This is a genomic window from Polynucleobacter sp. UB-Raua-W9 (assembly GCF_018687435.1).
Classification (GTDB): domain Bacteria; phylum Pseudomonadota; class Gammaproteobacteria; order Burkholderiales; family Burkholderiaceae; genus Polynucleobacter.
On sequence record NZ_CP061290.1, the window covers coordinates 1408009 to 1433851 of the forward strand.

General features: G+C 45.0%; 32 protein-coding genes. 6 read left to right on the forward strand and 26 right to left on the reverse strand.

The annotated features are described in order from the left end of the window. Positions 1-11 precede the first annotated feature (11 nt). Positions 12-452: a universal stress protein gene (locus tag AOC07_RS07235; RefSeq protein ID WP_215357321.1), complete on the reverse strand. Its 441-nt coding sequence runs from the start codon at positions 450-452 to the stop codon at positions 12-14. Between the two features lie 88 nt (positions 453-540). On the opposite strand from AOC07_RS07235, the gene AOC07_RS07240 reads away from it, so the two are divergent. Beyond that, complete coding sequence (locus AOC07_RS07240) at positions 541-945, forward strand: DUF2177 family protein (RefSeq protein ID WP_215357322.1); 405 nt, start codon at positions 541-543, stop codon at positions 943-945. On the opposite strand, the gene AOC07_RS07245 is transcribed toward AOC07_RS07240, so the two are convergent. Beyond that, positions 939-2174: an MFS transporter gene (locus AOC07_RS07245; RefSeq protein ID WP_215357323.1), complete on the reverse strand. Its 1236-nt coding sequence runs from the start codon at positions 2172-2174 to the stop codon at positions 939-941. The genes AOC07_RS07240 and AOC07_RS07245 overlap by 7 nt on opposite strands. A gap of 85 nt (positions 2175-2259) precedes the next feature. Here AOC07_RS07245 and AOC07_RS07250 point away from each other — a divergent pair, with 85 nt between their 5' ends. Continuing rightward, positions 2260-3243: a tripartite tricarboxylate transporter substrate binding protein gene (locus tag AOC07_RS07250; protein WP_215357325.1), complete on the forward strand. Its 984-nt coding sequence runs from the start codon at positions 2260-2262 to the stop codon at positions 3241-3243. Positions 3244-3251: 8 nt separating this feature from the next. Here AOC07_RS07250 and AOC07_RS07255 read toward each other — a convergent pair whose 3' ends face one another. From AOC07_RS07255 to AOC07_RS07345, 19 genes are all read right to left on the reverse strand, one after another. Then, positions 3252-4007, reverse strand: a complete 756-nt coding sequence (locus AOC07_RS07255) for a 2OG-Fe dioxygenase family protein (RefSeq protein ID WP_215357327.1) — start codon at positions 4005-4007, stop codon at positions 3252-3254. Positions 4008-4039: 32 nt separating this feature from the next. Next, the gene (locus AOC07_RS07260; RefSeq protein WP_251371658.1) at positions 4040-4996 is read right to left on the reverse strand and encodes a tripartite tricarboxylate transporter substrate binding protein; all 957 of its coding nucleotides are present in this window, start codon (positions 4994-4996) and stop codon (positions 4040-4042) included. 23 nt (positions 4997-5019) lie between these two features. Next, the gene (locus AOC07_RS07265) at positions 5020-6318 is read right to left on the reverse strand and encodes a TAXI family TRAP transporter solute-binding subunit (protein ID WP_215357330.1); all 1299 of its coding nucleotides are present in this window, start codon (positions 6316-6318) and stop codon (positions 5020-5022) included. 82 nt (positions 6319-6400) lie between these two features. Then, positions 6401-7585 carry a c-type cytochrome biogenesis protein CcmI gene (gene ccmI / locus AOC07_RS07270; RefSeq protein WP_215357331.1) on the reverse strand — a complete coding sequence of 395 codons (1185 nt, stop codon included), beginning with the start codon at positions 7583-7585 and terminating at the stop codon, positions 6401-6403. Beyond that, complete coding sequence (locus AOC07_RS07275) at positions 7582-8055, reverse strand: cytochrome c-type biogenesis protein (protein ID WP_215292733.1); 474 nt, start codon at positions 8053-8055, stop codon at positions 7582-7584. The genes ccmI and AOC07_RS07275 overlap by 4 nt, the downstream gene beginning before the upstream one ends. Beyond that, the gene (locus AOC07_RS07280) at positions 8052-8582 is read right to left on the reverse strand and encodes a DsbE family thiol:disulfide interchange protein (protein ID WP_215292735.1); all 531 of its coding nucleotides are present in this window, start codon (positions 8580-8582) and stop codon (positions 8052-8054) included. Before AOC07_RS07280 ends, AOC07_RS07275 begins: the two co-directional genes overlap by 4 nt. Next, entirely contained in the window at positions 8579-10498 is a 1920-nt protein-coding gene (locus AOC07_RS07285) for a heme lyase CcmF/NrfE family subunit (RefSeq protein ID WP_215357332.1), read from the reverse strand. Before AOC07_RS07285 ends, AOC07_RS07280 begins: the two co-directional genes overlap by 4 nt. After that, positions 10495-10929 carry a cytochrome c maturation protein CcmE gene (gene ccmE, locus AOC07_RS07290; protein WP_215357333.1) on the reverse strand — a complete coding sequence of 145 codons (435 nt, stop codon included), beginning with the start codon at positions 10927-10929 and terminating at the stop codon, positions 10495-10497. The genes AOC07_RS07285 and ccmE overlap by 4 nt, the downstream gene beginning before the upstream one ends. Then, on the reverse strand, positions 10926-11114 hold the full coding sequence (gene ccmD, locus AOC07_RS07295; RefSeq protein WP_215292741.1) for a heme exporter protein CcmD: 189 nt from the start codon (positions 11112-11114) through the stop codon (positions 10926-10928). Before ccmD ends, ccmE begins: the two co-directional genes overlap by 4 nt. Next, complete coding sequence (gene ccmC / locus AOC07_RS07300; protein ID WP_215357334.1) at positions 11114-11890, reverse strand: heme ABC transporter permease CcmC; 777 nt, start codon at positions 11888-11890, stop codon at positions 11114-11116. Before ccmC ends, ccmD begins: the two co-directional genes overlap by 1 nt. Beyond that, complete coding sequence (ccmB, locus tag AOC07_RS07305) at positions 11887-12552, reverse strand: heme exporter protein CcmB (RefSeq protein ID WP_215357335.1); 666 nt, start codon at positions 12550-12552, stop codon at positions 11887-11889. The genes ccmC and ccmB overlap by 4 nt, the downstream gene beginning before the upstream one ends. Beyond that, entirely contained in the window at positions 12549-13196 is a 648-nt protein-coding gene (gene ccmA / locus AOC07_RS07310; protein ID WP_215357336.1) for a cytochrome c biogenesis heme-transporting ATPase CcmA, read from the reverse strand. The genes ccmB and ccmA overlap by 4 nt, the downstream gene beginning before the upstream one ends. Before the next feature lie 191 nt (positions 13197-13387). Then, on the reverse strand, positions 13388-14245 hold the full coding sequence (locus AOC07_RS07315) for a metal-dependent hydrolase (RefSeq protein ID WP_215357337.1): 858 nt from the start codon (positions 14243-14245) through the stop codon (positions 13388-13390). Positions 14246-14293: 48 nt separating this feature from the next. Beyond that, complete coding sequence (locus AOC07_RS07320) at positions 14294-15274, reverse strand: quinone oxidoreductase (protein ID WP_215357339.1); 981 nt, start codon at positions 15272-15274, stop codon at positions 14294-14296. A 33-nt stretch (positions 15275-15307) separates the two neighbouring features. Next, a complete protein-coding gene (locus AOC07_RS07325) occupies positions 15308-15742 on the reverse strand; it encodes a DUF2452 domain-containing protein (RefSeq protein ID WP_215292753.1) in 435 nt (144 codons plus the stop codon). A gap of 29 nt (positions 15743-15771) precedes the next feature. Then, the gene (locus tag AOC07_RS07330; protein ID WP_215292755.1) at positions 15772-16305 is read right to left on the reverse strand and encodes a superoxide dismutase family protein; all 534 of its coding nucleotides are present in this window, start codon (positions 16303-16305) and stop codon (positions 15772-15774) included. A gap of 93 nt (positions 16306-16398) precedes the next feature. Beyond that, positions 16399-16917 (reverse strand): DUF3833 domain-containing protein, encoded by a 519-nt coding sequence (locus AOC07_RS07335; protein ID WP_251371659.1) that lies wholly within the window; start codon positions 16915-16917, stop codon positions 16399-16401. A 33-nt stretch (positions 16918-16950) separates the two neighbouring features. Beyond that, positions 16951-17502, reverse strand: a complete 552-nt coding sequence (locus AOC07_RS07340; protein ID WP_215357343.1) for a chalcone isomerase family protein — start codon at positions 17500-17502, stop codon at positions 16951-16953. Continuing rightward, positions 17499-17909, reverse strand: coding sequence for a thiol-disulfide oxidoreductase DCC family protein (locus AOC07_RS07345; RefSeq protein ID WP_215292761.1), 411 nt, complete (start codon positions 17907-17909; stop codon positions 17499-17501). The genes AOC07_RS07340 and AOC07_RS07345 overlap by 4 nt, the downstream gene beginning before the upstream one ends. 62 nt (positions 17910-17971) lie before the next feature. Between AOC07_RS07345 and AOC07_RS07350 the strand changes: the two genes are divergently transcribed. Both AOC07_RS07350 and AOC07_RS07355 read left to right on the forward strand, forming a co-directional pair. After that, the gene (locus AOC07_RS07350; protein ID WP_215292763.1) at positions 17972-18346 is read left to right on the forward strand and encodes a DUF2237 family protein; all 375 of its coding nucleotides are present in this window, start codon (positions 17972-17974) and stop codon (positions 18344-18346) included. Further along, entirely contained in the window at positions 18343-19242 is a 900-nt protein-coding gene (locus tag AOC07_RS07355; protein WP_215357344.1) for a histone deacetylase, read from the forward strand. The genes AOC07_RS07350 and AOC07_RS07355 overlap by 4 nt, the downstream gene beginning before the upstream one ends. A 5-nt stretch (positions 19243-19247) precedes the next feature. On the opposite strand, the gene AOC07_RS07360 is transcribed toward AOC07_RS07355, so the two are convergent. The 3 genes from AOC07_RS07360 to AOC07_RS07370 all read right to left on the reverse strand — a co-directional run bounded on the left by AOC07_RS07360 (position 19248) and on the right by AOC07_RS07370 (position 21659). Further along, positions 19248-19799, reverse strand: a complete 552-nt coding sequence (locus AOC07_RS07360) for a phasin family protein (protein ID WP_215292766.1) — start codon at positions 19797-19799, stop codon at positions 19248-19250. A 106-nt stretch (positions 19800-19905) separates the two neighbouring features. Beyond that, positions 19906-20544, reverse strand: coding sequence for a hypothetical protein (locus AOC07_RS07365; RefSeq protein WP_251371660.1), 639 nt, complete (start codon positions 20542-20544; stop codon positions 19906-19908). A gap of 8 nt (positions 20545-20552) precedes the next feature. Then, complete coding sequence (locus AOC07_RS07370; RefSeq protein ID WP_215357345.1) at positions 20553-21659, reverse strand: linear amide C-N hydrolase; 1107 nt, start codon at positions 21657-21659, stop codon at positions 20553-20555. A 194-nt stretch (positions 21660-21853) separates the two neighbouring features. Here AOC07_RS07370 and AOC07_RS07375 point away from each other — a divergent pair, with 194 nt between their 5' ends. Both AOC07_RS07375 and AOC07_RS07380 read left to right on the forward strand, forming a co-directional pair. Further along, the gene (locus AOC07_RS07375) at positions 21854-22489 is read left to right on the forward strand and encodes an NAD(P)H-dependent oxidoreductase (RefSeq protein ID WP_215357346.1); all 636 of its coding nucleotides are present in this window, start codon (positions 21854-21856) and stop codon (positions 22487-22489) included. 107 nt (positions 22490-22596) lie between these two features. Continuing rightward, complete coding sequence (locus AOC07_RS07380; protein WP_215357347.1) at positions 22597-23253, forward strand: DsbA family oxidoreductase; 657 nt, start codon at positions 22597-22599, stop codon at positions 23251-23253. 212 nt (positions 23254-23465) lie between these two features. Here AOC07_RS07380 and AOC07_RS07385 read toward each other — a convergent pair whose 3' ends face one another. Both AOC07_RS07385 and AOC07_RS07390 read right to left on the reverse strand, forming a co-directional pair. Next, the gene (locus tag AOC07_RS07385; protein WP_215292773.1) at positions 23466-24782 is read right to left on the reverse strand and encodes an amidase; all 1317 of its coding nucleotides are present in this window, start codon (positions 24780-24782) and stop codon (positions 23466-23468) included. Between the two features lie 63 nt (positions 24783-24845). Next, on the reverse strand, positions 24846-25817 hold the full coding sequence (locus AOC07_RS07390; RefSeq protein WP_215357348.1) for an ABC transporter substrate-binding protein: 972 nt from the start codon (positions 25815-25817) through the stop codon (positions 24846-24848). Positions 25818-25843: the final 26 nt, after the last annotated feature.

Sequence of the window (25843 nt, forward strand, 5' to 3'; positions counted from 1 at the left end):
TGGTTCATTATTTAACCAAGAACCAATACCGGTAACTTAGAGTGGATGATCACTTCATGGGTTTCACTACCAAGCAATATGCCTTTGATGCCTGTGCGCTTATGTGAGGACATCACGATGACATCCGCTTTTGCTTTTTTAGCGCCGTCCAAAATACCTTCAGATAAATTGCTATTGGAGACATGCAATGTTTTTGCTTTAATGCTTACGCCAAGTGCGGTGGCTGCTTTTTTAAACACATCTTTTGCGTAAGCGTCACATACCTTCTGGTGATCTTTTTGGGTAATGCCATAACCCATAGTGCTATCGGAATAAATTGTTGGAGGCAACGGGTCGGACACATACACCAAGGTCACCGCAGCGCCATCAGCCTTTGCGAGTTCAGCCACCTTCTTTAAGGATTTTTTGCTTACATCCGAGCCGTCTACTGGCACCAATAAATGCTTAAACATATTGACTCCCTTTAAATTGAACTACTGATCTACACTTTCCATCATAATGCTTATTATTAGGCTATAACAACTCAAAAGGGTAACTTAATTGCTCAAGTATTTCGCCATCTACAGCTCATTCTTAATCACCTTGGTTGCAATCGATTTAGTGTGGCTTTTAGGGATTGCCAAAAGCCTTTATCGAGATGAAATGGGTGATTTAATGGCCAGCGAGCCTAAGTTGATTGCTGGTCTCGCTTTCTACTTACTCTACGCATTAGGGACCACTATTTTTGTCCTTCTTCCAGCCCTTTCAAAACAGTCTTTGATATATGCACTGCAATATGGCGCTCTATTCGGACTATTTTGTTACATGACTTACGACCTCACCAATCTTGCTGTGATTAGAGACTTTCCAACGCGACTAGCATTTATTGATATTGCCTGGGGAAGTTTTGTCACCGCCGTATCTGCCGGCATTGCTTACTGGATTGGTGAAAGTCTCACTCATTGAGAGGCTTTAACAACCCAACCATGACGACGCTCATATAGAACAAATAGAACACCCCAGATGACAACGGCGGCATACGCCCAAATCCAAGCAGCTTGAGATGAACGTGATCCTGAAATATCCAACACCAGGCCGAAGATAGCCGGGCCTAACATACCGCCTCCAAAGCCCATTAAAGAATGAAGCCCCATTGCAGCGCCCTTGATATTTTCTTTAGCGCTAATGACCAGACCTGCAGTCAAGGTTGCAGAATCCGCCATGATAAAAATAGAATGGCCAATGGCTAAACTAATAATTAGCCACCATGATTGCCCGGTGGAAGAGGCCAACGCAATCCCTAGGACAGCACTCGTCAACATCACAATACATATCCACCTCTGACGCCCTACTCGAAGCGCAATCTCATTTCCAAGAATAGAGGCAGGCACCCCAAAGAAATTAATCACGCCAGACAAAGTAGTTGCCGCTAAAAAAAAAGCTTCTCCGGAGGCTATGGCACAAAATGCAAAGAAAGCCACAATCCAACTTCTAGAGGCGAATAGCTCAATCGTGTGAGCGGTATAACCAAAAATAAAGCCAGATGCTTTTTTATCTTGCAATACGGATTTCCATTTGTCGACTGGAAATATGTCATGCAAGCGAATATTAATTGGCCCCTTCCACTTCTCATGCTGGAGAGGTGGAATTAGAAGTAGAACAATTAAAAAGGCTGTGAAAGGTCCCAGCGCAATGATGCCAAATACATAATGCCAACCAAGTGCACTTAAGATCCAGCCGGAGCATAAATAAGAAAATCCAGTCCCGATACCAAAGAAAGCAGTATAAAAAGCAATGTGACGAGTAAGCTCACCAGACTGGATGCGGTCAGACAAAATTTTGAGGCCAGGCATATATGTACCAGCCAGACCCGCGCCGTTGATTGCCATGAAAAATAAAGCAGTCCAAAAATTGTAGGCAAATAGACCCAAACCTAAGAGACCACAGGTAGCAGAAAGTCCACCGATTAAATAGACCTTGCGTGCATCAACTCGATCCGTGAGTGCGGTAGCCAAAGGAACGGCCAGCATATAGCCAAAGAAAAAGGCGCTGGCAATTAATCCAGACTGTAAATTACTTAAATGCCACTCCTCCTGCAATGTGGTGAGCACCACTGCGTAGCAGGCAAAGCCCAATAAAGCACAGGTTTGTGCCATGAGCATAAGGGGGGTGTAACCAGCTGATCGAAAGCGCATAAAGTGTCAGTAAAAACGTGAATCCATTCTACTCGCCCTAAAAAGCCAAGACCCACTACACTTAGAAAAAATGGATGGAGACAGTATGAAAAATAATCGTATTTTGGGTAATTTAATTACGCTTGGTGTAGGAGTCTTGATTGGGCTTAGCTGCACCTTAGTCTTAGCTGATGTGTATCCGTCAAAACCCATTAAAGCTATTGTTCCATTTGCCCCTGGTAGCACAACCGATCAAATTGGTCGTGCCTTTGCAGCCAAGATGTCTGAACTCTTAGGTCAGCCTGTTGTGATTGAAAATCGACCTGGGGCTAATGGCCTCATTGGCGCAGATTTTGTTGCCAAGGCTCCTGCAGATGGCTACACGATTTTATTTGGAACTAACAGCACAAATGCCGCACTAAAAAGCTTAGTCAAAAACTTACCCTATAACCAAGACACCGCTTTCACTCCCATTGGATTCTTTGGCTCAGCACCACTCATCATTACCATTAACAATGATGTGCCGGCTAAATCGCTCAATGGATTTGTGTCTCTTGCTAGAGCCAATCCTGAAAAAATGACTTTTGCTTATGCAAGTACCTCTCAACGCGTTTCCTCGGAAATGCTCGCCACTACAGCTGGCATCAAAATGACCGGTGTATCTTATAAGAGCGGCCCAAATGCCATGACAGATGTCATTGGTGGTCAAGTCGATATGTTCACAGCCGACTTTGGGGTCTCGCTGCCACAAGTACAAGCAGGGAAAATACGCGGTTTAGCGGTAACGTCACTCAAGCGCTCACCCGCTATCCCAGAGTTACCCACGGTAAATGAAGCACTTGGCATTAAGGGTTATGAATTACTCTCCTTCTTTGCCGCATTCGGTCCTGCTGATATGCCAAAAGAGGCCATTCTCAAACTCAATAAAGCGATTAATGAGGCGTCAAAATCGAAAGATGTTACTGAGCGATTTTCTGCCATGGGTTTCGAGACTCAAGCAGTAACACCGGAAGCACTTGGCCAGAAAATTAAATATGAGACTGCAAAATGGGCTAAGGCTATTAAGGATGCTGGCATTCAACCAGAATAAGTGTTGACTTACTGCTGGCCACGATTTGGAGAATCCTGAAAGCCGGTAGATCTATAGGTTAATACCAAGGTATCGCGATAACCGTAGTCCCCAACAGGCTGAATCGGGGTTGATTCATGGATCATGCGTTCATCATTCATGAGCAATAGGGACCAAGGTTGGTCTAGCGTGAAGCGCAAACCGGCAGAGCCCTGCGCATCAAATATTCTGGTTTCACCACCTTTTATGCCAACTCGATTCAACAAAAATACAGCCACAAAATCTACGCCATCACGGTGTGCACCCTCAGGCGTTGGTCGCCCAATACCATCAGTAGTATCAATCCGAAATTGATGCGCTTCAACAAACCAAGTGGTCACTGGTTTTAAACCATTCAATACTTGAGCAAGCCCAAGCAAAAGAGATTGCCAAGCTGGATCATTCAACAAGGCGGCTTGCATGGGTTCAAACCAACGTTCAATTCCACCATGCAGAGCGTTGTAATCAACCGATTGCCAGTGTGCGCGATGGGGCACTAAATTAAGGTGGTCGCCTTTAATCGCATAACTAGCATGACGACGAAAGCGGTAACGTCCACCATCTTTTAAATAAGGGTCGCGAGGCAAACCCTCCCAAAACTGAGTTAAATTCTGTAAATTTTCCGGCTTTACCTTAGCAATCTCAGCTACGGTTTCAGGAGATGCCACAGCATAACCCTGAGAGCGCAAAGCTTGCGCAAGCTCTTTAGCTGGAGTCAGCAGTGGGGCGAGCGAGGCATTAGTCATCGAGCTATTTTAGGGCAATCATCAGCACAGCCTTAATCTAGCTGCGCGCCGGATGCTTTCACAATTTTTGCCCACTTAGCCAATTCGTCCTTCAGCAAGACCCCTAGCTTTGCAGGGGGCACTGGATTCAGATCTAAACCCTGTGCATTTAATTTCTCACGGACATCCGCTCTTGCCATCACCTTATCCATGGCCACTTGATTTTTCTTAATTACATCCGCGCTCACACCGATAGGCGCAAAAATGGCAACCCAAACCTCACCTACACAATCAGGATAGGTTTCCGCAATCGTTGGGATCTCAGGGGCGGCACTAGAGCGCTTAGCAGAACTAATCGCAATTGCCTGGAGCTTACCTACCTTGATGTAATTGATTGCTGATGGCAGGCTTGCAAAAGCTAAGGGCACTTGTCCACCCAAAACATCATTAATCGCAGGGGCAACTCCCTTGTATGGAATGTGCTGCATCTCGATTCCAGCACTAGCATTGAGCATGGCGCCAAGCAGATGGCTAACAGTGCCATTACCAGCAGAAGCGTAGGATAGTTCGCCAGGCCTCTTCTTTGCAGCAGCAACTACCTCAGCCAAGGTCTTATAAGGGGATCCTGGTGGAGAAACCAACACATAGGGTGTGGCGCCAATATAGTACAGCGGCACAAAATCATTTACTGGATCAAACCCGGGATTCTTATAGAGAGATGGATTAATCGCTTGCGCACTATTAATCGTTAAGAGCAAGGTGTAGCCATCCTTAGCAGAACGCGCCACACTCTGAGTGCCAATATTGCCGCCCGCACCGGGTCTATTTTCAACCACAACAGAGCTTCCAATAGCCTCCCCAAAAGCTGGGGCAATTAAACGGGCAACGATATCGTTTGTTCCACCCGCAGCCTGAGGCGCCACCAAGGATATGGGCTTATGAGGATAAGGCTGAGCCCATACGGGTAAAGCAATAGATAAGCCAACAATAACGATGAGTAAGCTGTTCATTTTTTTACACATGATGCCTCCAATTAACTATATAACTTTAAGCGTTCCCGCACTTCCCCAATATGCCCCTTCAGGTCATACCACTCCTTCGCATCCATCATTGATACCTTCATACTTCCAACTCGGCGCTCTATGGTCTCCAGGTCTTTCAAATTCTTTTCCCTCAGCTCAGGATTTAGCGCATTTTTTTCGAGGGCCTTTAATTCTTCGTAAACCTGAGCAAGCTTCAGCTTTAAAAAGAAGTTCTTTGCGGCCGGAATATAAGTAAATAAAGGTATAAAAATTACCAAGAGAGGAATCACAATTTTGATGAAGCGCCCAACCCAAACCGCAGTCCAAAATGGTAGATGACGGTGCAAGAATGAAGGTCCATCTTTTAAATAAATTTCTGCATCCACATGCAACGGAAAATCTAAGCCAGCACCAGAGGGAAACTCACCCGCTTTTTGTAAACGGGAATAGGATTTCAAAATATCGTAAGAAGCGCCCAACAATAGAGATACCAAAGCAGGGCTAACACTCTCTTGAGCAACTAGGGTAGCTGTTGGTGCAATGACCTGTATATCCTGACGTGGCAAATCATGCTCAATACTCAGCAGACCTCTAGGGACGGCTACCTTAGACAGGTAGGGCAGATTGCGCGTATAGGCATCTGCCTGCTCAAAATTCATTAAACGAATACCCGGAATTTCGTAGAATTTTTTAAGAATAGACGCTTCTGCAGCCACCACAATAAATACGGCATCCAACTCGCCGCTGTTAAGCTTATCGATAGCCTGATCTGGCTTTAATTTTTCCACCCGAAGATCGCTAACTGATAGCCCACTAACTTGTAATAAAACATTACTAAGTGCTAGAGTGCCACTACCTTCATTGCCAATGGATACACGCTTACCTTTTAATTGACCCAAGACACGCAAGCCACCCTCACTTTTGAAGGCTCCCTCACGGTACCAAACCCAAACGGGCTCATAAAACATACCTGCAAGGGAGATTAAGTCAGGATATTGGCCAACATCGGCTACCCCACCCTGCACTATCGCAAAATCGACTCCTGATTTTGGATCACTCAACAGCCTCAGATTATCAATCGTTCCACCAGTTTCCATGACATCCAGTTTGATGCCATCCTCGGCAAGTTCAGCCTTTAATCGCTCCCCAAAATGGTAGTAAAGCCCCGTCGGAAAGCCGGCTGCCATTTCTATTGCTTTTGGTGGAGGCGGAATCAGAACCCATAAAACACCGAAAACAGTAGTCAGAATCAGGAGAAAGCTAGCTAACACAGCTATAGGATTAAATAGGTGTTTTTTCAGGGATTTCATAGAAGTCTCTAATGTTTTTTGCATTATGCCCCGAGCGCAAGATTAGGCAAATGATTCAACCCCACCCGGGTTAAACAAAGGCTTACTGACGTACCTGGTCGACTACCAAGCGAACATTGCTTGTGCCAAGCTTCACTATTTGCGCAGATGAAATTAAATCGCCCATCTCAGCTTTTGCCATTCCAGTCTTAGAGATCCTGACTTCAATGGAAGCCTCAGACAATCCGGAAAGTGGCATGCCTGGATTCATTGCCAAAGCATCTGTCAAAGAAAAGCTTATCGGAAATACGGAGACTGCCATCTTTAATACTGCCACGGGCATACGCTCGCCAGGCTTACGCGCAATCACCATCACAAGATCACCAGATTGCACCTTAGACTTTAGGGCATAAGATATCTCAATCTTGCCAGCAATACCTTTCGTATTTACGACAGCAGTAGATGGAAGGCCTCCCTTAGATCGCGCCTCAGAAATCGATTCTTGTATTGAACGTGCCTCTTCAGTTCCCGGGGGCAATTGTTTTGCAAGTTTTTCCCAAGTCTGGATAGCTGCTTTGTAATCGCCAGTTGTATAGGAAGCGGTCCCAGAAAGCCATAAGGCCATCAAATTATTAGGGTCTAACTTTAGCGCTTGGTTAATGAGTTTTAATGGCTTGCCGGCAAAACTTCCATTGGCATTACTAGCCAAGGTATCAGCATAGTCAGCCAAGAGCTGAGGGTCTGAATCAATAAAATTACCGGAGTGCTCATATGCCCTTGCAGCATCTTCATTACGACCCAAGATACGATAGGAACGAGCCAGCATCGCCCACCCCTTTAAATTAGACGGATCTTTATCCATCTTTACAGCAAATTCAGAAACCATTTTCTCAACACCCTCTCGAGTCATAGGCTGCTGTGCATTATTCTCAACAAGACGAGTGGCATCACCTAAAGACCAATAGAATCCAGCTGAGAGTACTGTGATGAATAAACAAAGACCAATTACAGTAATCTTGCTAGAACCCATCACAGAGCGATCATCATCTTCATTCGTATCCTGAAAGAGGCGTTGACGCATTTCAGCATGGGCAATTTCATAATCAGAGCTATTCATGGAACCCGCTAAACGCTCTGCCTCCAACTTTTCGAGCTCTTCACGATAAATAGCAGCATTCATTTGACGGCGAGAAGTTGCCTCTACTGTTGCCGGAAAAATAAATGGGCGCAATAGTAGAACCAGCACCAGGACTAGCAACAGAAAGGCGGGAATCAGAAAACTGGTCATGAAGCCTCCCGCTCATTCTTGTTATCAAGCAAAGCATCTATCTTTTTATTGTCATCATCAGACAAGGCAATCGTAGTAACAGCACTATTTCTCCGACGCAAATAGGTCAGCAACCCAAGTATGCCAATCAACAGAATGACAAAGGGGCCAATCCAAAGCAGCCAAGTAGTCGGCTTGATAGGTGGACGATAAAGCACAAAGTCTCCGTAGCGCTCAACCATGAAGCTTCTAATTTGTTCATCACTCTTACCCTCTTTAATCAGGGTGCGAATTTCTCTACGTAGGTCATTCGCTAAATCAGAACGAGAACCGGCCAAAGATTCATTCTGGCAAACCAGGCAACGCATCTCTTCGGAAATGCTAATCAAGCGCTGCTCGGTCACAGGATCATCCGCTAAAGGCGCAGCATCTTTGGCAAACGAGAAGCCAAAACTAAGCATGCAGAGCGCGATCGCCAGAATCTGTTTCATGGTTTCTGAAGATCGCTAATCAATGGATATATCTTTTTGTTTAACAACTCCATTGTGAGTGGGCCTATATGCTTAAAGCGAATCACCCCGGCTTTATCAATCACATAGGTTTCAGGCACACCATAGACACCGTAATCGATTCCGACGCGCCCATTTGCATCAAAGGCAGACAGTACATAAGGATTGCCCTGCTTTGCCAACATGGCAAGAGCATCTTCCCGTTGATCTTTGTAATCCAGCCCAATGATAGGCGCCATCTTTGACTTGGCGAGATCCACCAACACTGGATGCTCCTCACGACAAGCTACACACCATGAGGCCCAGACATTCAATATCCAAACTTGCCCCTTCATACTTGCCGGAGAAAAAGACTGATGCGCCTCCGATAACTGGGCAATCTCAAATGCTGGTGCCGGCTTATCGATTAAGGGTGATGGCACTTCATGCGGATCGCGATTTAAACCAATGGCCAGGAAGACCACCAAGACAATAAAGAGCAAAAGAGGAATTAAAAACTTTGCTTTCATGAGGCTTGTTTCTTCAGCTGAATGCGATAACGTTTGTCAGAGATCGCTAATATGCCACCAAGCGCCATCAATAAGCAGCCACCCCAGATCCAGTCTACAAAGGGCTTGTAATACACCCGGACCGCCCAAGACTTATCTGGCAACTCTTCACCCAGAGAAACATAGATATCGCGCGTTAAGCCCGTATCAATAGCAGCTTCAGTCATTGGCATAGTTGATGAAAAGTAGTTGCGCTTCTCAGGGTAAAGCGTTGCCTGAGTAATGCCATTTTTTGTTAACAAAAAAGTGCCGCGCATTGCCTGGTAATTTGGGCCTGGAACTAGATTAACATCTTGCAGCCGTATTTGATAACCACCCACTGAAACGGTTTCACCCGCTGACATACGTACATCTTTTTCTTCTTGATAAGCGCCAACCATAGTGACACCAATCACAAATACAGCAATCCCCAGATGGGCCACTTGCATGCCAATAAATGAACGGGTTGGCTTACCCGCTTTTGCTTGACGAATAATCTGTAAACAACCAGAGGCAATCACCCAAAACGCCAACAAGAAGCCAAGACCCGCCAGCCAGGTGAACTCACCCATCATCAGAGGAATGCTAATACCAGCAAGAACTGCGGCCAAGCCTGCAAGCCATAAACGCTTAATTACCACCAGCAGATCCGAATTTTTCCAGCTAGTCCAAGGACCAATACCCATTAGTACCAATAAAGGAATCATGATGGGTACAAACACGCTATTGAAATAAGGAGGCCCTACCGAGATTTTGCCTAAATGAAGAGCATCAATTAATAAGGGATATAAAGTTCCCAACAATACTGAACCAGCAGAAACAACTAAGAAAACATTTCCTAGAAGGATAAAAGTTTCTCTTGAGCTGAGGCTAAATTTGCCGCCGAGAGAACTTTTCGGCGCACGCCAGGCATATAGACCTAAAGAAGACCCAACTACGAGAGTCAAGAAAATTAAGATAAAAATACCGCGCCTAGGATCAGTTGCAAAAGCATGTACCGATGTCAGCACACCAGAGCGCACTAAGAATGTTCCCAAGAGGGATAGTGAGAAAGCAGTAATTGCTAACAAGACAGTCCAACTTTTAAAGCCACCGCGCTTTTCTGTCACTGCTAATGAATGCAATAGGGCAGTGCCAACTAACCAAGGAATAAATGATGCGTTTTCAACAGGATCCCAAAACCACCAGCCACCCCAACCGAGTTCGTAGTAGGCCCACCAGGAGCCTAGAGCGATACCAAGCGTCAGAAATATCCAAGCGGCTGTCGTCCAAGGGCGTGACCAGCGGGCCCATGCAGCATCGAGCCTTCCGGAGAGTAATGATGCGATTGCAAAAGCAAAGGCAACCGAGAAACCAACATAACCCATGTACAACATCGGCGGATGAAATACTAGTCCAGGATCTTGCAACAGCGGATTTAAAGATCGACCGTCTTGCGCTGCTGGAAACAAGCGCATAAATGGATTGGAGGTTGTCAAAACAAAAAGTAGCAGACCGCTAATCACTAAGCCCAAAACGCCAATCACCCTCGCAACCATAAACTCATCCAAAGCCTTAGAGAGTTGGGCAACCATGATGGTCCAAGTACTTAATAAGAAAACCCACAGCAGCAATGAACCTTCATGACCACCCCATACGGCGCCCAATCGATAAACAACCGGTAATTGGGAATTAGAGTGCTCAGCTACATAGAGTACTGAAAAATCGTTGACATAAAAACTCCAGGCCAAGATCGCAAAGGCAATCCCAAGAAGAAGGAAAACGGTTTGAGCAGCAGGTCTTGCCAACATTAGCCACTCGCGGCGGCCCTGGTGTGCGCCAACTAAAGGAAGCACCCCTTGGATCAAAGAAACACACAGCGCAAGAATTAATGCGTAATGCCCAAACTCAGGAATCATTTATTGCTTCCGTTTTTTTGAGCCTGCTCTAGAGCGTGTTTCGCCTCAGGCGGCATATAGTTCTCATCATGCTTCGCAAGAACCTCGCTGGCAATGAATTCTCCGTTGGTATTCATGCGACCTTGAATGACAGCGCCTTTTCCCTCTTTAAACAAATCTGGCAGAATGCCTGTGTAAGCAACTGGTATATCTTTGACGAGGTCGGTAATGACAAAATGCACAGTCAAGCCATCACGCCTTAAGGATCCATCCTTCACCATACCGCCAATACGAAATGCTTGGCCCTGTGGCGCCTTACCAGCAGCCACCTCACTAGGTGTGACATATAAAGCGATATTGCTATTGAGTGCATTGAGGATTAAGAGTGCAGCAACTCCAATGACTACCAAAGCAGCAACAATGATTAACGCACGTTTATGTCTCGACTTCACTGACCACTTTCTCTATCAAACTGCTCGGCTAATTGTTCTTGCTTCAGTCTACGCACCGCTACCTTAAAGCGAGAGCGCACTAGCAAAGGCTCAAGTAATAAAACTAGAGCACAAACACCAAAGCTACTCCACACATATAAAGCGTAGCCGCCCATAGCGAAGAATTCTGCTGGACTATTCCACATTAGCTCTTTACCTCGCTTAATTGTCTCACCCAATCGGTGTGGGCTTCACGCTCCAGAATAATGACTCGCACGCGCATCAAAGCTACCGCAATGGAGTACATCCAGAAACATAAAGCCATGAGTAGCATTCCCAAAAGCATAGTCTGCGCCATTGCAGGCGCTTTTGTTAAAGAAACTGAGGCGCCTTGATGCAAGGTATTCCACCATTTGACTGAGAAATAAATAATCGGCACATTAACCACACCCACCAGAGCCAATATAGCGGCTGCTTTATCAGCGCGACGAGAATCATCAATCGACGCTCTCAAGGCAATGAAGCCCAGATACAGGAAGAGCAAAATTAATTCGGATGTCAGGCGAGCATCCCAAACCCACCAAGCACCCCACATTGGCTTTCCCCAAAATGCTCCAGTCCATAAAGACAGAAATGCCATCCATGCACCTACCGGGGCTAAAGCTTGGGCCATCATTGCTGATAGGCGAGTATTAAAAACTAAACCGAGCCCAGCCCACGCAGCCATCACGAGATAAATCAACATCGACATCCATGAGGCGGGTACATGAATAAAAATAATGCGGTATCCCTGACCCTGCACTGCATCTACTGGAGCAACAAAGAAACTGACCCACAGACCGGCCAAACCAAATAGAGCGGCCAGCACCCAAAAAAGAGGAATCAGCTTTCCAGCAACCGGATAAAAAGTGCTTGGGCTTGATAACTTAAACCAGTTAATCAAGCGGCTATTAGAAAAAGGGGGGTTATTTACCGGATTCATTCAATCGCAATCTTTACAGCAGCGCTACTTACCCAAGGGATAAATGCTAAAGCCAAAATTAATAAAGCACCAAGCAAGGAAAAGTGGCCGGATGTATCTAGGCCAACACTATTTGCATATACAGCGCCAGCACCAAAAATTAATACCGGAATATACAAAGGCAAAATTATCAAGCTCATCAATACGCCCCCTCCCCGAACCCCAAGAGTTAAGGCTGCACCAATAGAGCCTAACAAGGATAGCACTGGGGTGCCCAATAAGAGACTAGCCATCAATACATATAAAGAATTACTATCTAAGTCAAACTGAATGCCAATGATTGGAGCAAGCAGCACCAAAGGCAGGCCACACACGATCCAGTGCGCAATCATTTTTCCAGTGACCAATAAAACCATGGGTTGCGGCGATAAAGCCAATTGCTCCAAAGCGCCATCGTGATAATCTGCCGCAAACATACGATGTAAACCCAAGAGGGTCGACAACAAGGCAGAAACCCAAATAACGCCCGGTGCAATTTTGCGCAATAGGGCAGCATCTGCACCAATACCTAGTGGAAATAAACTGGTGACCACCACAAAGAAAAAGACTGCCGTCAGCACCTCACTCTTGCGGCGCATAACTAAAAGTAAATCGCGATGGATGATGGCAAGTAAGGCTCTCATAGCTCTAATACCTGCATATTTGGAATATTGATCTCCTGATGACTTGTCAATACAGTAAGACCGCCAGCAGTAATATGCTCAATAATTAAGTTCTGCAACTCATGAACTGCTTGGGCGTCCAGGGCATTAAAAGGTTCATCCAAAATCCATAGCTTAGCCTGACGCGTTAACATGCGCGCCATCAGTACACGTCGCTTTTGTCCGGCAGATAAATAATGAACGGGTAAATTCTCACGCCCGCGTAAACCAAAACGCCACAAAGCAGCCAGTGCTTTTTCTTGCGAAAGAGAGACATCATCTAGTGCCGCATACATCTGCATATTTTCTAAAGCAGTGAGATCTTCTTTCAAGGCATCTCTGTGGCCCAAAAATAAGAGTTGACGATGATAAGCAATAGGATCAACTGCAATGGATTGACCACTCCAAAGTACCTCGCCAGATTCTGGTTTTGATAAGCCAGTTAAGAGGCGCAAGAGACTGGTTTTACCAACCCCATTCTCACCACGTACGTGCAAACAATCTCCAGAAGCAATGCGCAAATTCAGGCCCACAAATAATTCTCTTTCGCCGCGGACACAGCAAAGCCCACGGGCTTCAAGCACCAAGGGAGATTTACCAGAGGAAGTGGAAATATTGGCTGTCATGTAAGGCTGTGGCTTGAATCAAACCACCGCATGCATTGTCCAAGAGCCCATCAGGGCTGTCAAACAAGCAAAAATGGATTTTAAGAAATAATTCCTTTTAATTCAATTGCTTAGAGAATTATAAGCGAGTTGCTAGGTAAATAAAAAACCACCCGCAGGTGGTTTTCAGTCAAGTGCTCACGAATACAAGCCTAGAACTGCACAGTCTCCCCTTCAGTCATAGGGATAATTTTTATATTACTACCCTTCATCGCCGCCTGGAACTCTGCCAAAGTACCCTTTGCCATTGGATTGGAGTTGTAGTGCATTGGAATAACCATCTTGGGCTTCACCCAAGTGCGGAGTGCATATGCAGCATCATCTGGACCCATCGTGAAATTGCCACCAATCGGAATCATCACCAAGTCTGGCTTGTAATACTCACCGATAAATTTCATATCGCCGAATAATCCTGTATCACCCATATCCCAGATCTTGAAACCATTCTCTAACTCAATGATGTAGCCCATAGCTTCACCAGCATGATGCGCCTCCATTTTTTGGGTCTCAGGATTTTTATGTACTAATAGAGAAGAATGCTCAGCCTTCACTGCTGTCACCTTAATGCCTGGCAAAGGAGTGACACTTCCACTCTTATTAAAGCGATGACCTAAATCAGCAGGCAGTACACCTAAAAAAATGAGTGGCGTCACCATATCCGCTGGACCATACAGCTTTGTATTATTCATCTTAGCTAAGGCAGGTGCATCGCCAATGTGGTCAACGTGAGCGTGCGTAACCAACAGCAAGTCAACTGGGCCAATCGCAGCTAGATCATTCTTATATTGGGGTGGGGTCTTTGGGCCGCCAGTAATCCAGGGGTCAACCAAGATAATCTTATCGCCTGGCGTCTTAATCCGAAAACCAGCCTGGCCCAGCCACAAGATTTCTGTCTTACCTCGAACGCTGTTAGTAGCTGAGGTCTGGGCATGAGAGTTCCCAGTACTCAATAGCAAGATTACTGACACTACAAAAGTAGAAATTGAACTTCTCAATGAAACACGATTCATGCCTTATCTCCTACGCTCTTTTGATATTGATGAAGAAGCTCTGAGGGCCTAAGGAATCATGACAATGGCGCCAGATACCTTTCTACCCTCAGCTGCCCGATGCGCATCTGCAGCTTGCTCCAAAGGAAACTTCGCACCAATTTGCACTTTAATGTAACCCTTGGCAATTGCATCAAACACTGCCTTTGCATTTTCTTGCAGCAATGCATGTGTAGCATTGTGAGGAAATACAGAAGGTCTTGTTAAAAATAAGCAGCCCTTCTTATTCAGAATCTCCGGTTGAATCTCAGGAGCAGGTCCTGAGGCCGCGCCAAATAGAGCTAGAGTTCCAAAAGGCGCAACACAGTCTAAGGAGCCCATAAAAGTTGTTTTAGCTACAGAGTCATAAACCACATTCGCCTTCTTACCGCCAGTCGCTTTAATCACTTCCTCAACCCAATTTGGCTGAGAGTAATCAACGACTACATCACATCCTGCTTCTTTAGCCGCTCCGACTTTGGCTTGAGAGCCCACTGTACCAACCACAAAAGCACCGAGTGCCTTTGCCCAACCAGCCAAAATTTGACCAACGCCACCAGCAGCAGCATGAACTAAAACAATATCGCCAGCCTTTACCTTATAGGTTTTCTGAATGAGATATTGAGCAGTCATTGCCTTAAAGAACACCGCTGCTGCAACCTCATCAGAAACATTGCTTGGTACCGGCACTAACTTATCTGCGGGAACATTGCGGGCACTAGCGTAAGCACCAATGCCAGCATTCATATACATCACACGATCGCCAAGCTTGAGGCCCGTGACACCATCGCCCAGGGCTTCAATGACACCAACGGCCTCATGACCAAGGCCCGTAGGTAGCTCAAGCGGGTAAACACCGGAACGCTGGTATACATCAATGAAGTTAAAACCAATAGCAGTCTGACGAATTTGCACTTCACCTTGCGCTGGAAGCGGCAACTCTTTATCGATTAACTTAATTACGTCAGCACTACCTAGTTCAGAAAGACTAACAACTCGAGCTTTTGTCACGTGTCACCTTATTTTTTATGGTTAAACAGAAAATCATACGGTCAGGGCATCTTCTTCAATTACAGCCCAAGTACTGTCACCCAACTTTTTCACTGCCATGGAATAAGTCCATGCATCTGGGATACCGCAACTCCACTCTTTTGGGCCATTCTGAATCAGTACGTTGACAGCATTCCTGCTGTCGTAATACAGGTGGTAAATTTTTCCATGAATGGGATTGAAGCTAAACTTCGCACCATGCACCATCTCGGTAGCATCCAGCCTTGCTTGCAAGGCCCGTGCCTGCTTCATTAAGACCTCAGCTTGCTCCATGATGCGCTCATACTCTTGCTTTGCATTTTGGCGCGCAACATTCACTGCCTTATCTTTTTCCTCAACCACCTTGATAGGAGCAAATACAGGGGCTCCAACTTCCATTGGATATTCAATCCCGGCATGTCTCGCTGGATCGGTATCTTCTATTCTCATGAAAGCCCCTGCGTATCCTAAGTGATGACTTACTTGATTAAGCCACAAGCAATACGTGGCCCAGAATTACCGGCCGGTTGTGACTTGTAGTCATCAGGATCGCGATGCACTACCACTGAACGCCCCACAATTCCGCTGGGGCCAGTATTCACAGCAAAACCATGCAGTGTCGCTGTATATGTAGCATCACCATTCGCATCCGACTTGATGTTGGGCAAATCGCCAGCGTGGCTCATATCGCTATTAGGCATGCCATGGGCTTTAGTCTCTGGATTAAAGTGGCCGCCAGCGCTAGTAGCATCTGGAGCAGAACAGTCACCTTTTTCATGAACATGAAAACCTTGTTCCGCATTTGGCTTTAGCCCAGAAAATTTTCCATTGATTAAGACATTATTACCTTGCCAGGTGAAATTAACCTCACCCTTTGCCTTAGATCCTGATCGAGAGTCTAGACTGGCAGTTGCCTTTTGGCCCGTGCCCTGCTCCATCGATTGGCATGCTACTAAAGCCAAAAGTCCTGATACAGATAAACCAATCGCAACTTTTTTTAAATTTGTCTTCATATTTGTCTCCATGGGTTCTTCAATTTTTTGGGGGTACTATGACCCCCTCTATGACGCCGCACAGAAAGTGTGACACAAATTGAGGGTGTCTGCTTAGCGCTTATAAAAGCTCAGGGTAACCTCCCCAAGCTCAATGCCAAACTTGCTCATTTTGGCCTTATTGAGCATTACCTTGGGATTTACGAGATACATCCAATCATTAAATTGCACGTGATAAATCGTGCCATCCACTGGCAAAGCAAGGGTGTAAGTCCAGTTCAGGGCATTACCAGCTAAATCACCCTGGGCATCACCCACTACATCATCTGCCCTGCCAATGTATTTTCCTGGGGATTGTTCAGTCAAAGTCCAAATACGCTTTTGCTTGGTGCCATCAGAATAATCAAAGCTTTCATCCAGGGTCCCGACCTTCTTGCCATTGACAACTTTCCAATCTGCTTTGATGAGAACGGTAAATCGCTTCTTTACCTCGCCACTGCGGTCTGTAAAGATTCCATAAGCATCTATGGTTCCTGAAAAATACTCACTGAGCTCCAAGCTCGGCTTCTCATGTGCATATTGCTGAACATGAGGCCCGGAACAAGCTAACAGCAAGATTGTGCTGGCAATCATTACAAGAGATCTCAAAGAAAAATAGGGGTTCATTTAGCAAGCCTCATTAAAAAGGGGTGGTGGGCAACCTTGGCCCAGTAATTCGTTTCGCAACTTGGGTACGCTCGTTTTAGGATCCAACCAAATACCAAAGAACGCTTTTGAGAACTCAGCGCCAGAAATTTGAGCAATGCGCTTACCGTCATGATAAAAAACTGTTCCCAGTTTTGGCGTATAGATCGCCGTCAAACTCTGACCAGACTCAATATTTGGCAAGATACCGGCAAGCTCTCTACCCCATAGCGCCGCCTGGTGATCAGAAACACCTATTTTTTTCATCTCTTCGGCGCTTCGATTGGCGATAGAGGTGCCCGTAAATGATTTTTGATAGCGAATATCTAACGCAAACTCCGCGGAAGATAGGGTATCTGCTCGATAGAACGTTGCATCATAGACATGAAACCCCCACCAATTGAGTCTGCCACTGCCCTGTAGTTTCGCCGGATTTAAAACGCTATCGATGTATGTGATATCGCGGGCAAAGCCACTGGAGCTTATGAAAATAAAAGCGCTAGAGAACACTATAAAAATCTTGAGTAATCTCATGGAGCACTCTTTGGGCTTGTCGCTTTGACTAAATGCAGGGCTGCCGGACCCAACAAGCTAGAAATTGCATGGCGATTTTTAGCAAAGAAACGATAGCCCACTTGCAATATTGGTTGCAATGATTTTCTAGAAAATGCCCAGGCTAAAAATGGCAGATTTGCCCGACGATATGCCTCCGGAAAAACCGTGACTCCCTGTATCAAGACTCCATTGGCATATTGACCATACATCGCAGCCAAGGCCTGCTCGCAGGAGATGCCAATCTTGTCAGAATCAAAGCGCTCAGAATTAATATCCACAAAGTCTAATAAGCCCGCCTGATTTCTTCTGGATAAAAAGAGAATCTCTGCTTGGCATAAGGGACAAGTGCCATCGTAAAAGAGTGTGAGTTTTTCTAGTGATTTCATGGCTCAGCAAGTTTAAGCCTTATTGAATAAACTGGCTGTTAACAACACAATCGAAGGATGCTATGCAGAAAGAAGTTGCCTTAAACGTATTTGGGGAGCCTCTGATTCCCTGTTCCTTTGACCCACTCACCGGATTCTTTAGGGATGGCTGCTGCAAAACCAATGAAGAAGATGTGGGTAGTCACTTAGTATGCGCGGTAGTGACCAAAGAATTTCTACAATTTAGCCTTGAAAAGGGTAATGACCTTATTACCCCCAGACCCGAGTATCAATTTCCAGGTTTGGTTGCTGGAGATCAGTGGTGTCTTTGCATTAATCGCTGGGTAGAGGCTGTTAATGCACACTGCGCTCCTTTAATCAAATTGGAGAGCACCCATATCAAAGCCTTAGAAACTGTTCCTCTGAATATCCTGCAGCAATATTCGAGCGAAGTGTGAAGGCTTTTTATACCGACCATTTTGTATTGCCGCTACCAGAGGGACATCGCTTCCCAATGGAGAAATATTCTCGCTTACGGGACCTCGTAAATACCATTACCGATATAGAGTTGGTAGAAGCCCCTGCGGCAAGTGATACCCAAATTCTCTATGCCCATGACCCAAACTATCTCATCAATATCATTGAAGGAAAGCTGAGCCCACAAGCTCAAAGAGAGATTGGCTTTCCTTGGAGCGAGCAAATGGTAGAGCGCTCTCGCCGATCTGCTGGTGCAACGATTGCTGCTGCAAAAACCGCACTTGAGGAAGGTATCTCCGTCAATCTAGCTGGTGGCACTCACCACGCTTATCGCGATATGGGGAGTGGATTTTGTGTTTTCAATGACTCTGCTATAGCAGCGCGCGCACTGCAGAAAGAAATCAATTCTAAGTTAAAAATTGCGATTATTGATCTAGATGTCCACCAGGGCAATGGCACCGCGTCAATTTTGCAAAATGATTCCTCAATCTTTACGCTATCCATTCATGGGGAAAATAATTTCCCTTTTAAGAAGGAGCAAGGCGATCTTGATTTAGGTCTTCAAGATGGATGCGATGACCAAACCTACTTAAGTTCATTGGCACAATGCCTAGATGTACTGAGTACTCGCTTCCAAGCAGACTGCCTGATTTACCTTGCAGGAGCAGACCCCCACGAGGATGATCGTTTGGGTAGACTCAAAGTTAGTAAAGATGGAATGCGCTTGAGAGATGAAGCTGTTTTCCAGCACGCCTTAGATAGAAACCTGCCTGTAGCGATGTCAATGGCGGGTGGTTATGGAAAAGAAATTGGATCAACTGTTGATATCCATTTTCAGACCATCAAAACCGCTCTTCAATTTCAGCAGCAATACTAAGAGGCCTAAGACTTCTTTTTAGACGCCGCTGTAGATGCCGATAGATTGCTAACGTTTTCTACGCTCTTCTCAAAGTTAGCAAAGGAGTCAGACATGGCAGCGCGTATTAACTCGAAATTTTGTAAAGCATTGTTAAATGAGGTTTTAAATACTGAAACATAGGCTTCACTCCCCATGGGCGCATTATTGGTAGCGTCATTTACAAAATGAATCAAGTCCGCCTTGGATTCTTGAATCAAACCCTCTGCAATTTTGACGAGCTCCTTGTTGCCGCTTTTCAAAACATTGAGCAACTGATTTTGGTATTGCGTCACTTCTTTAGCGGCATCCTGCAAAACCTCGGCGTGTACGTATTCAAAAGCGGCTCGAGGATCCTGAGTCTTCATCAGCTCAGAAACTCTTTTCTGCACTAGGGCAGCCAACTCTTGGGCAGCCTGCTGATTAATTTGTGCAATCGCTTGCGCACTTTCAGAAGCGACACGACCCGCAGCCTGGGTAGCATCAATCGCTCTTTGCTGACCTGGTATTGCACTCACATCAAATGGATTCTTGCTCATATAGACCCCTCAGGTAGTGACGACTACTACCAATCTACTCTCGTTACAGAGGGTTTCTATAGAGGAATACCAGTAGAAAAGGTCAGGGATACCGCTTTATAGATTTTTACTTCTTCTTCGGCAGACTATTCATCGTAGCGGCATCATTTAACTGCTGATCAACAAGGTATAGCGTTCCCCCGTAATTGGCCTGCAAATCATATCCAGCCAATCCAACCGTGTAGAAAGTAATATCGGGGTTAAACGAACGAATTGTGCCGCCAGATCCTGCAGAAAAATTAGCATCAATATCAATGCCGCCCCGTTGACCATCAATTGAGCTTAATAAAAACTGATCAATCGCTGAAGTCGTTTTAAAGATCACAATCTGATACTGATCCTGATATCCAGCACCCAATCCCTCGCCTGTTTTTAAGGCTTGCATAAACACAGGCTCTTTGCGACGCTTGTCATATAAAACCCCTTCACCCCTTGCAACCACAATTAGCAGCACATTAATGTTGGTGGTGCTAAAGACGGCATAACCCGGTGCTGCTGAAATTTCTTTCTGAACTGCGGGGTTTTGTTTGATGAGAGCCTGAAGACCCGTCTGCGCCATCTTGATTGTTGCTTGACGTTTTTGAAGAATCTCAGCCTCAGTCAGCGGCTTGCCATTCTGACTAGTAGATTGACAAGCGGTCAATCCCGCAATAGCAAGCAAAAGGATTAATGCGTAACGCATCATTGGATTTAGTAGATGGCTCATATTGAAAATTAATTTACTGAGATGACGGATTGCGGCTTGTCTAGTTTGTAATATTGAATTTCTTTTGCATTGACATCGATTTTCTTCATATCAAAAGAATAGATATTAGTAGTCTCGAACATTTTGAGGCTGTAGACCATATTTTTATTATCAGCCACAACACTCCACTCTGTGATCTCAATGCCACCGGCACCACCACCATAGGCGTTTGTTGCAGGCAAGCTAATGGCGCCAGGCGGAATATCAAAGCTGCCTAAAATATGCCAAGCAGTGTTCGTTTGCTGTACTGTTGTATAGCTTACCGGTACAGACTTAGTCAAAAATAAAGCCCGTATAAAGCGGCTGGGGCTCAAATAATCGCCAGGTAAGCCATGTAAACCACTGCCTGAGCTTGGCGGTACAAAACGTATTCCATTTATCAATAAGGGATCCTTCTCAACACTAGTCAGATTTGCATAATTACCAATGTTGTTCAATTGATCCCGAAATGCTGGGTCATTGGTCATCACACCTGTTGGGTTATCAGTGATTACTAGTTCGCCCTTGAGATACTCAATCACAATGCTCTTCCCTTTAGCATCATGCAATGTCATGCGAACGGGTGCCGATTGATTGTTGTATGCGGGAATAATAGAGCGATTGACTTTAATCTTCTGAAATCCGGTCTTCACTTCGTCAACGGTCGCAAAATTAGTCAAGGCATATATCAACATCTGGATGGAGGCAATGCTGTTTGCAGAGTCGGCCTGAGTAACTGCCTGATACACGGCGGTATTGGGAGCATTCAATAAGCCACCTACCAGGCCTTTTTCATTCATGCCATCGACTAGAACCGGCATACCTAAACCATTCATACCAGCCACTGCATATTTGCTAGTCCAATTGAGTCCTGTCCCAGGCTTACTATCAGCACCAACTCCAGCAATAGGTAAATTTCTTGGGATCACGGTCAATTGAGAGTTGAGAGCAAGCCCAAACTCCATGGTGCGGCCATAAACAAATCCATTGTCGCTCCCCTTTAGCAAAAAGCTAGTGCAGGCATTACTGGAGAGCGGCGCGATGATCAATAGGATCGATATCAATAGCGCGAGAAATTGCTTGATTATTTGATTCATGGGAACTCCTGCAATAGATTGATTAATGCATGCCCAAAATTAGAATTTATTGAAAAGCAGTCATTTAGACACGCTGATTCTAAAGGAGCATTATTACTGATAAGCTATTTTCTTTAAGAACATCGCTAAAGGTATCAATAAGCCTGGTTCAACTAGAATGGCCTATCTTTTCCAATATAAATAAGGGAATATCAATGAGCCTCATTCATAAACTGCAGTGGCGCTATGCCACTAAAAAAATGGACCCATCAAAGATGGTCCCCCAAGAGAAAGTTGATCAAATTCTTGAGGCAATCCGCTTGACGGCCAGCTCTAGCGGACTACAACCCTATGAAGTACTGATAATTACCAATCAGGAAATCCGTGAACAAATAAAACCTATTGCTAACGGCCAATCTCAAATTACAGATTGCTCACACTTACTTGTATTTGCAGCCTGGGATAACTACACGGCTGAGCGTATTAATGATGCATTTGATATGACTGAGGAAATCCGCAACTTCACCAGCGAGGCAGGAACGGCTTATCGTCAAATGCTTCTGAAAACTTATCCAGCAAGAGATGCAGAAGTCAATTTCACGCACGCTGCGAAACAGGTTTACATTGGACTTGGTACTGCATTAATTGCGGCTGCTTATGAAGAAGTCGATAGCACCCCAATGGAGGGATTTGATCCAAAAGCACTCGATGCCATTCTGAACCTCAGGGAAAAGGGGTTGCGCAGTGTTGTGATGCTCCCGCTAGGCTACAGAAAATCTGATGAAGATTGGCTGCTTAAGCTCAAGAAGGTGAGAAGACCCAAAGAAAGTTTCATTAGCTGGATCAAATAAATATCCAGTAAGAGCCAAAAATACTAGCCCCAGGGTTGGTATTTTTATTTATAGTAGATCTATGTACGGCGAATAAGCGATGCCTGGAGTTCTGTAGAATCAAGTACATGAAGCCAACTATCAAAATTGACTACGTATCAGATATAGCTTGTCCTTGGTGCGCCGTGGGACTTGGCAATCTCAATCAAGCAATAGCCCAGCTAAGCGATAAGGTAGACTTTGAAGTGCATTTTCGACCCTTTGAACTTAATCCCAATATGCCTTTGGGCGGACAAGATGCCATTGAGCACCTCACTGAAAAGTACGGCTTAAGCGCAGAGCAAGTCAAAGCCAATCAAGCCAATATTCGCACCAAAGCATTAGAAGCTGGATTTGAATTTCATCCAGAAGGCCGGAAACGGGTTTACAACACCTTTAATGCCCATCGCCTTTTGTACTGGGTTGCCAAAGAATATGACCTGCAAAAACAGGCCGCTCTTAAAATAGAATTACTGAACACCTACTTTTGTATGGCAGTAAACCTAGATGATCAGAATAATTTACTTGATGCAGTTAAACGAGCTGGCTTAGATGCCCAAAGAGCGCAAGAAGTTCTGAGTGCTAATGAATTTGCCAATGAGGTCAGGAAAGAAGAGGCTGCGTATACAGGCGCAGGCATCAGCTCTGTTCCGTCGATCATCCTGAATGATCAATACCTCTTACAAGGCGCTCAAGCCCCAGAGTCCTTTGTGAATGCATTTGAGCAGCTCATTCAAGGGGCCTAAAGAGATAAACCTCACCATTGTGCATGAGGGTTTGCTTTTCTGGTGCTCACCAGGACTTAAATCTGGGGCCAAAGGATTTATGAAAGTAGATGCTCAAAGAAAACCACTAGGATTTCAAGAGGTTATGCCTCCTAAATATCGGTGAGCGAGCATTTGTGTGACTAAATTAACAAGATCACAAGAAACGCTCCCCCATTCTTTGGTTTTCAAAGTCAAAAAACTTTTGAGTGATGACCTAGAGCAAACTCAGAAAATTTAGCCACACTAAGTAACTTGACATCGCTTCGATAATTTCCAATCAGCTGTATGCCCAGTGGCAATCCATTCCTTGACTTACCTGCAGGGATAGTGATCGAAGGAATTCCCAAAAAACTCCAGAGAGCACAGAAAATCGGATCGCCAGTAGAGACTAAGCTCTTTGGGGCTTCCCCACTTGCAGGGGCCATTAAGAATGCATCAAATTCATCAAAATAAGCACCGATAGAGGCACGCAGTTTTTTCTGTAAAAACTTGGCGGCAATATAGGCAGGTGCACTGTGTTGTAAACCTCTTGCTACTAACTCTTGAATATGAATGCTCAGTAAATCATTTACTTTTTCAGAATGAGCCGCATGAATTTCTGCGGCTTCAGATTCCATAATAAGATTCATTGCCTGAATCGCATCCCAATACTCTTGTGGCAAGGATAGTTTTTGAACGACAGCACCTGACTCCTCAAGCTTTTGCGCGGCCAATTTCAAAGCCTGCTTTTGGTCATCGGACATCATATGATCTAGCGGCGTTTCCAGTAAGGCAATCTTCGGCTTATCTAACATAGGCAATTCTCTGTTGACACTAAATACCAGATCGGGGAGAACAATTAACTCCGGGTCAGACGAATCACTATTTTTTAAATTATTAAAAGCAAACGCCATATCATCAACTGACCGTGTGAAAAATCCAATATGGTCGAGCGAATAAGACAAGGCGTGAGCTCCAGACTTGGAAACTGCTCCATAGCTCGCCTTGTATCCCACTACCCCGCAATATGCTGCCGGCCTAATGATGGAACCTTGTGTTTGCGAACCTAGCGCCAAAGGAACAATCCCGGCACCAACAGATGCCGCTGATCCACTAGAGGATCCACCGGGCGTATGTTCTGCATTAATAGGGTTTGTCGTTGGACCCGGATTGCGCCATGCAAATTCAGTGGTAACTGATTTACCAAAAATTACTCCGCCAAGACTACGAATTTTTTTAACGATGGCAGCATCTTCAACGGGAGTTTTATCTTTATAGATAGGTGACCCATTGGTCGTTGGAAGATCAAACGTATTAATAATGTCTTTTACGGCAATTGGAATTCCTGAGAGTGGGCCAGACTTTATCTGCCTTGCCATTGACTCCATTGAAGCTCTTGAGACAAAAGCCTTGAGAACCGGCTCCACTTCATTCGCTTTATCAAAAGATGCTTGCACCACATCCATGGGTTTTAATTGATTAGCAGCAATTAAGTTACAAGCCTCAGTTATTCCAATTATTTTTTTCATATTTTTTAGTTAATTCAAAGAAATGGGGCGTAAAAATACGCCCCAGTTGATCAATAATCGCGATTACTTCAGTTTTATAGCGTTTTGAATATAAGTTTCGTTAATGAAGTTTTCAAATACAGGCTGCTCTTTTAGATTACCCAAGGCAATTTGTGTGTCCATGGAAATTTTGAGTGCTGCAGGAGTAATTTGAACGCTCTTAGGAAACACGTTCTCACTCATCATGCGAGTCACTGCATTTTCAACTACTTGTGGATCTAGCGTTGGGAATTCTTTCTTAGCAACCTCGATTGCACCCTTAGGATCTTTAGCCATAAAACGAAGTGCAACTTCCATGCCATTAACCATTCTCTGAGCAGAAACAGGGTCAACAGTCTTCATTGCAGTAATGGAAGAGAAAGCGTAAGCGCCATAAGTTTTCGGGAAGCCCAAAACAACCTTCATTCCCTTAATTGCTACTTGATCTAGGCCTGGCTCGTATAAGACTGCTACTTTAGCTTGGCCGCCCAATAAGGCTGCTGGCTCAGTACCAAGAGGAACTTGGATCATATCAATATCTTTATCACTCATGCCATTTTCTTTAAGCAACTTTAGGAATAAAGAAGTGCTTGTTGTTGGCATTAAACCAGTCACTACTTTTTGACCCTTGATATCTTTAATGCTAGTAAATTTAACATCAGGAGCTGTTGCAATCCATACGGCTGCACCATTCACTGCATTACTAATCACGCCAACATTGGCACCTTTGGAGGCAGCAATAGCAGTCCACTCTGGACCATGGATTGAAAATTGTGAACTTCCTGAAAGGACTGAAGATAATGCTGCGGTAGGAGATCCTGCAGTTTCTTTAATGACACTTAAACCTTGGTCTTTAAAGAAACCTTTATCAATTGCGACATAAAGGGGTAAATACAACATCGACTGAAATGCCTGAGAAATAGTGACTGTTTTTACTTCAGCAGTTGCGCTAAACGACGCGCCAGCAATGGCTAACGCCGCAAACGTTACTTGTAGCTTTCTATAAATCGATTTCATGAAAAACCTCCGTGAGATTATTAAAA

Coding starts and splice junctions, on each gene's coding strand:
- AOC07_RS07360 (WP_215292766.1), bottom strand. CDS start 19,799: ATGAGCAAGAATCCATTTGATGTGAGTGCAATACCAGGTCAGCAAAGA.
- AOC07_RS07255 (WP_215357327.1), bottom strand. CDS start 4,007: ATGACTAATGCCTCGCTCGCCCCACTGCTGACTCCAGCTAAAGAGCTT.
- AOC07_RS07365 (WP_251371660.1), bottom strand. CDS start 20,544: ATGAGCCATCTACTAAATCCAATGATGCGTTACGCATTAATCCTTTTG.
- ccmI (WP_215357331.1), bottom strand. CDS start 7,585: ATGACCAGTTTTCTGATTCCCGCCTTTCTGTTGCTAGTCCTGGTGCTG.
- AOC07_RS07330 (WP_215292755.1), bottom strand. CDS start 16,305: ATGAAGACAAATTTAAAAAAAGTTGCGATTGGTTTATCTGTATCAGGA.
- AOC07_RS07250 (WP_215357325.1), top strand. CDS start 2,260: ATGAAAAATAATCGTATTTTGGGTAATTTAATTACGCTTGGTGTAGGA.
- AOC07_RS07285 (WP_215357332.1), bottom strand. CDS start 10,498: ATGATTCCTGAGTTTGGGCATTACGCATTAATTCTTGCGCTGTGTGTT.
- AOC07_RS07390 (WP_215357348.1), bottom strand. CDS start 25,817: ATGAAATCGATTTATAGAAAGCTACAAGTAACGTTTGCGGCGTTAGCC.
- AOC07_RS07385 (WP_215292773.1), bottom strand. CDS start 24,782: ATGAAAAAAATAATTGGAATAACTGAGGCTTGTAACTTAATTGCTGCT.
- AOC07_RS07235 (WP_215357321.1), bottom strand. CDS start 452: ATGTTTAAGCATTTATTGGTGCCAGTAGACGGCTCGGATGTAAGCAAA.
- ccmD (WP_215292741.1), bottom strand. CDS start 11,114: ATGTGGAATAGTCCAGCAGAATTCTTCGCTATGGGCGGCTACGCTTTA.
- AOC07_RS07345 (WP_215292761.1), bottom strand. CDS start 17,909: ATGAAATCACTAGAAAAACTCACACTCTTTTACGATGGCACTTGTCCC.
- AOC07_RS07280 (WP_215292735.1), bottom strand. CDS start 8,582: ATGAAAGCAAAGTTTTTAATTCCTCTTTTGCTCTTTATTGTCTTGGTG.
- ccmB (WP_215357335.1), bottom strand. CDS start 12,552: ATGAGAGCCTTACTTGCCATCATCCATCGCGATTTACTTTTAGTTATG.
- AOC07_RS07380 (WP_215357347.1), top strand. CDS start 22,597: ATGAAGCCAACTATCAAAATTGACTACGTATCAGATATAGCTTGTCCT.
- AOC07_RS07315 (WP_215357337.1), bottom strand. CDS start 14,245: ATGAATCGTGTTTCATTGAGAAGTTCAATTTCTACTTTTGTAGTGTCA.
- AOC07_RS07260 (WP_251371658.1), bottom strand. CDS start 4,996: ATGAACAGCTTACTCATCGTTATTGTTGGCTTATCTATTGCTTTACCC.
- AOC07_RS07340 (WP_215357343.1), bottom strand. CDS start 17,502: ATGAGATTACTCAAGATTTTTATAGTGTTCTCTAGCGCTTTTATTTTC.
- AOC07_RS07325 (WP_215292753.1), bottom strand. CDS start 15,742: ATGAGAATAGAAGATACCGATCCAGCGAGACATGCCGGGATTGAATAT.
- AOC07_RS07245 (WP_215357323.1), bottom strand. CDS start 2,174: ATGCGCTTTCGATCAGCTGGTTACACCCCCCTTATGCTCATGGCACAA.
- ccmC (WP_215357334.1), bottom strand. CDS start 11,890: ATGAATCCGGTAAATAACCCCCCTTTTTCTAATAGCCGCTTGATTAAC.
- AOC07_RS07375 (WP_215357346.1), top strand. CDS start 21,854: ATGAGCCTCATTCATAAACTGCAGTGGCGCTATGCCACTAAAAAAATG.
- AOC07_RS07275 (WP_215292733.1), bottom strand. CDS start 8,055: ATGAAACAGATTCTGGCGATCGCGCTCTGCATGCTTAGTTTTGGCTTC.
- ccmA (WP_215357336.1), bottom strand. CDS start 13,196: ATGACAGCCAATATTTCCACTTCCTCTGGTAAATCTCCCTTGGTGCTT.
- AOC07_RS07265 (WP_215357330.1), bottom strand. CDS start 6,318: ATGAAATCCCTGAAAAAACACCTATTTAATCCTATAGCTGTGTTAGCT.
- AOC07_RS07370 (WP_215357345.1), bottom strand. CDS start 21,659: ATGAATCAAATAATCAAGCAATTTCTCGCGCTATTGATATCGATCCTA.
- AOC07_RS07335 (WP_251371659.1), bottom strand. CDS start 16,917: ATGATTGCCAGCACAATCTTGCTGTTAGCTTGTTCCGGGCCTCATGTT.
- AOC07_RS07350 (WP_215292763.1), top strand. CDS start 17,972: ATGCAGAAAGAAGTTGCCTTAAACGTATTTGGGGAGCCTCTGATTCCC.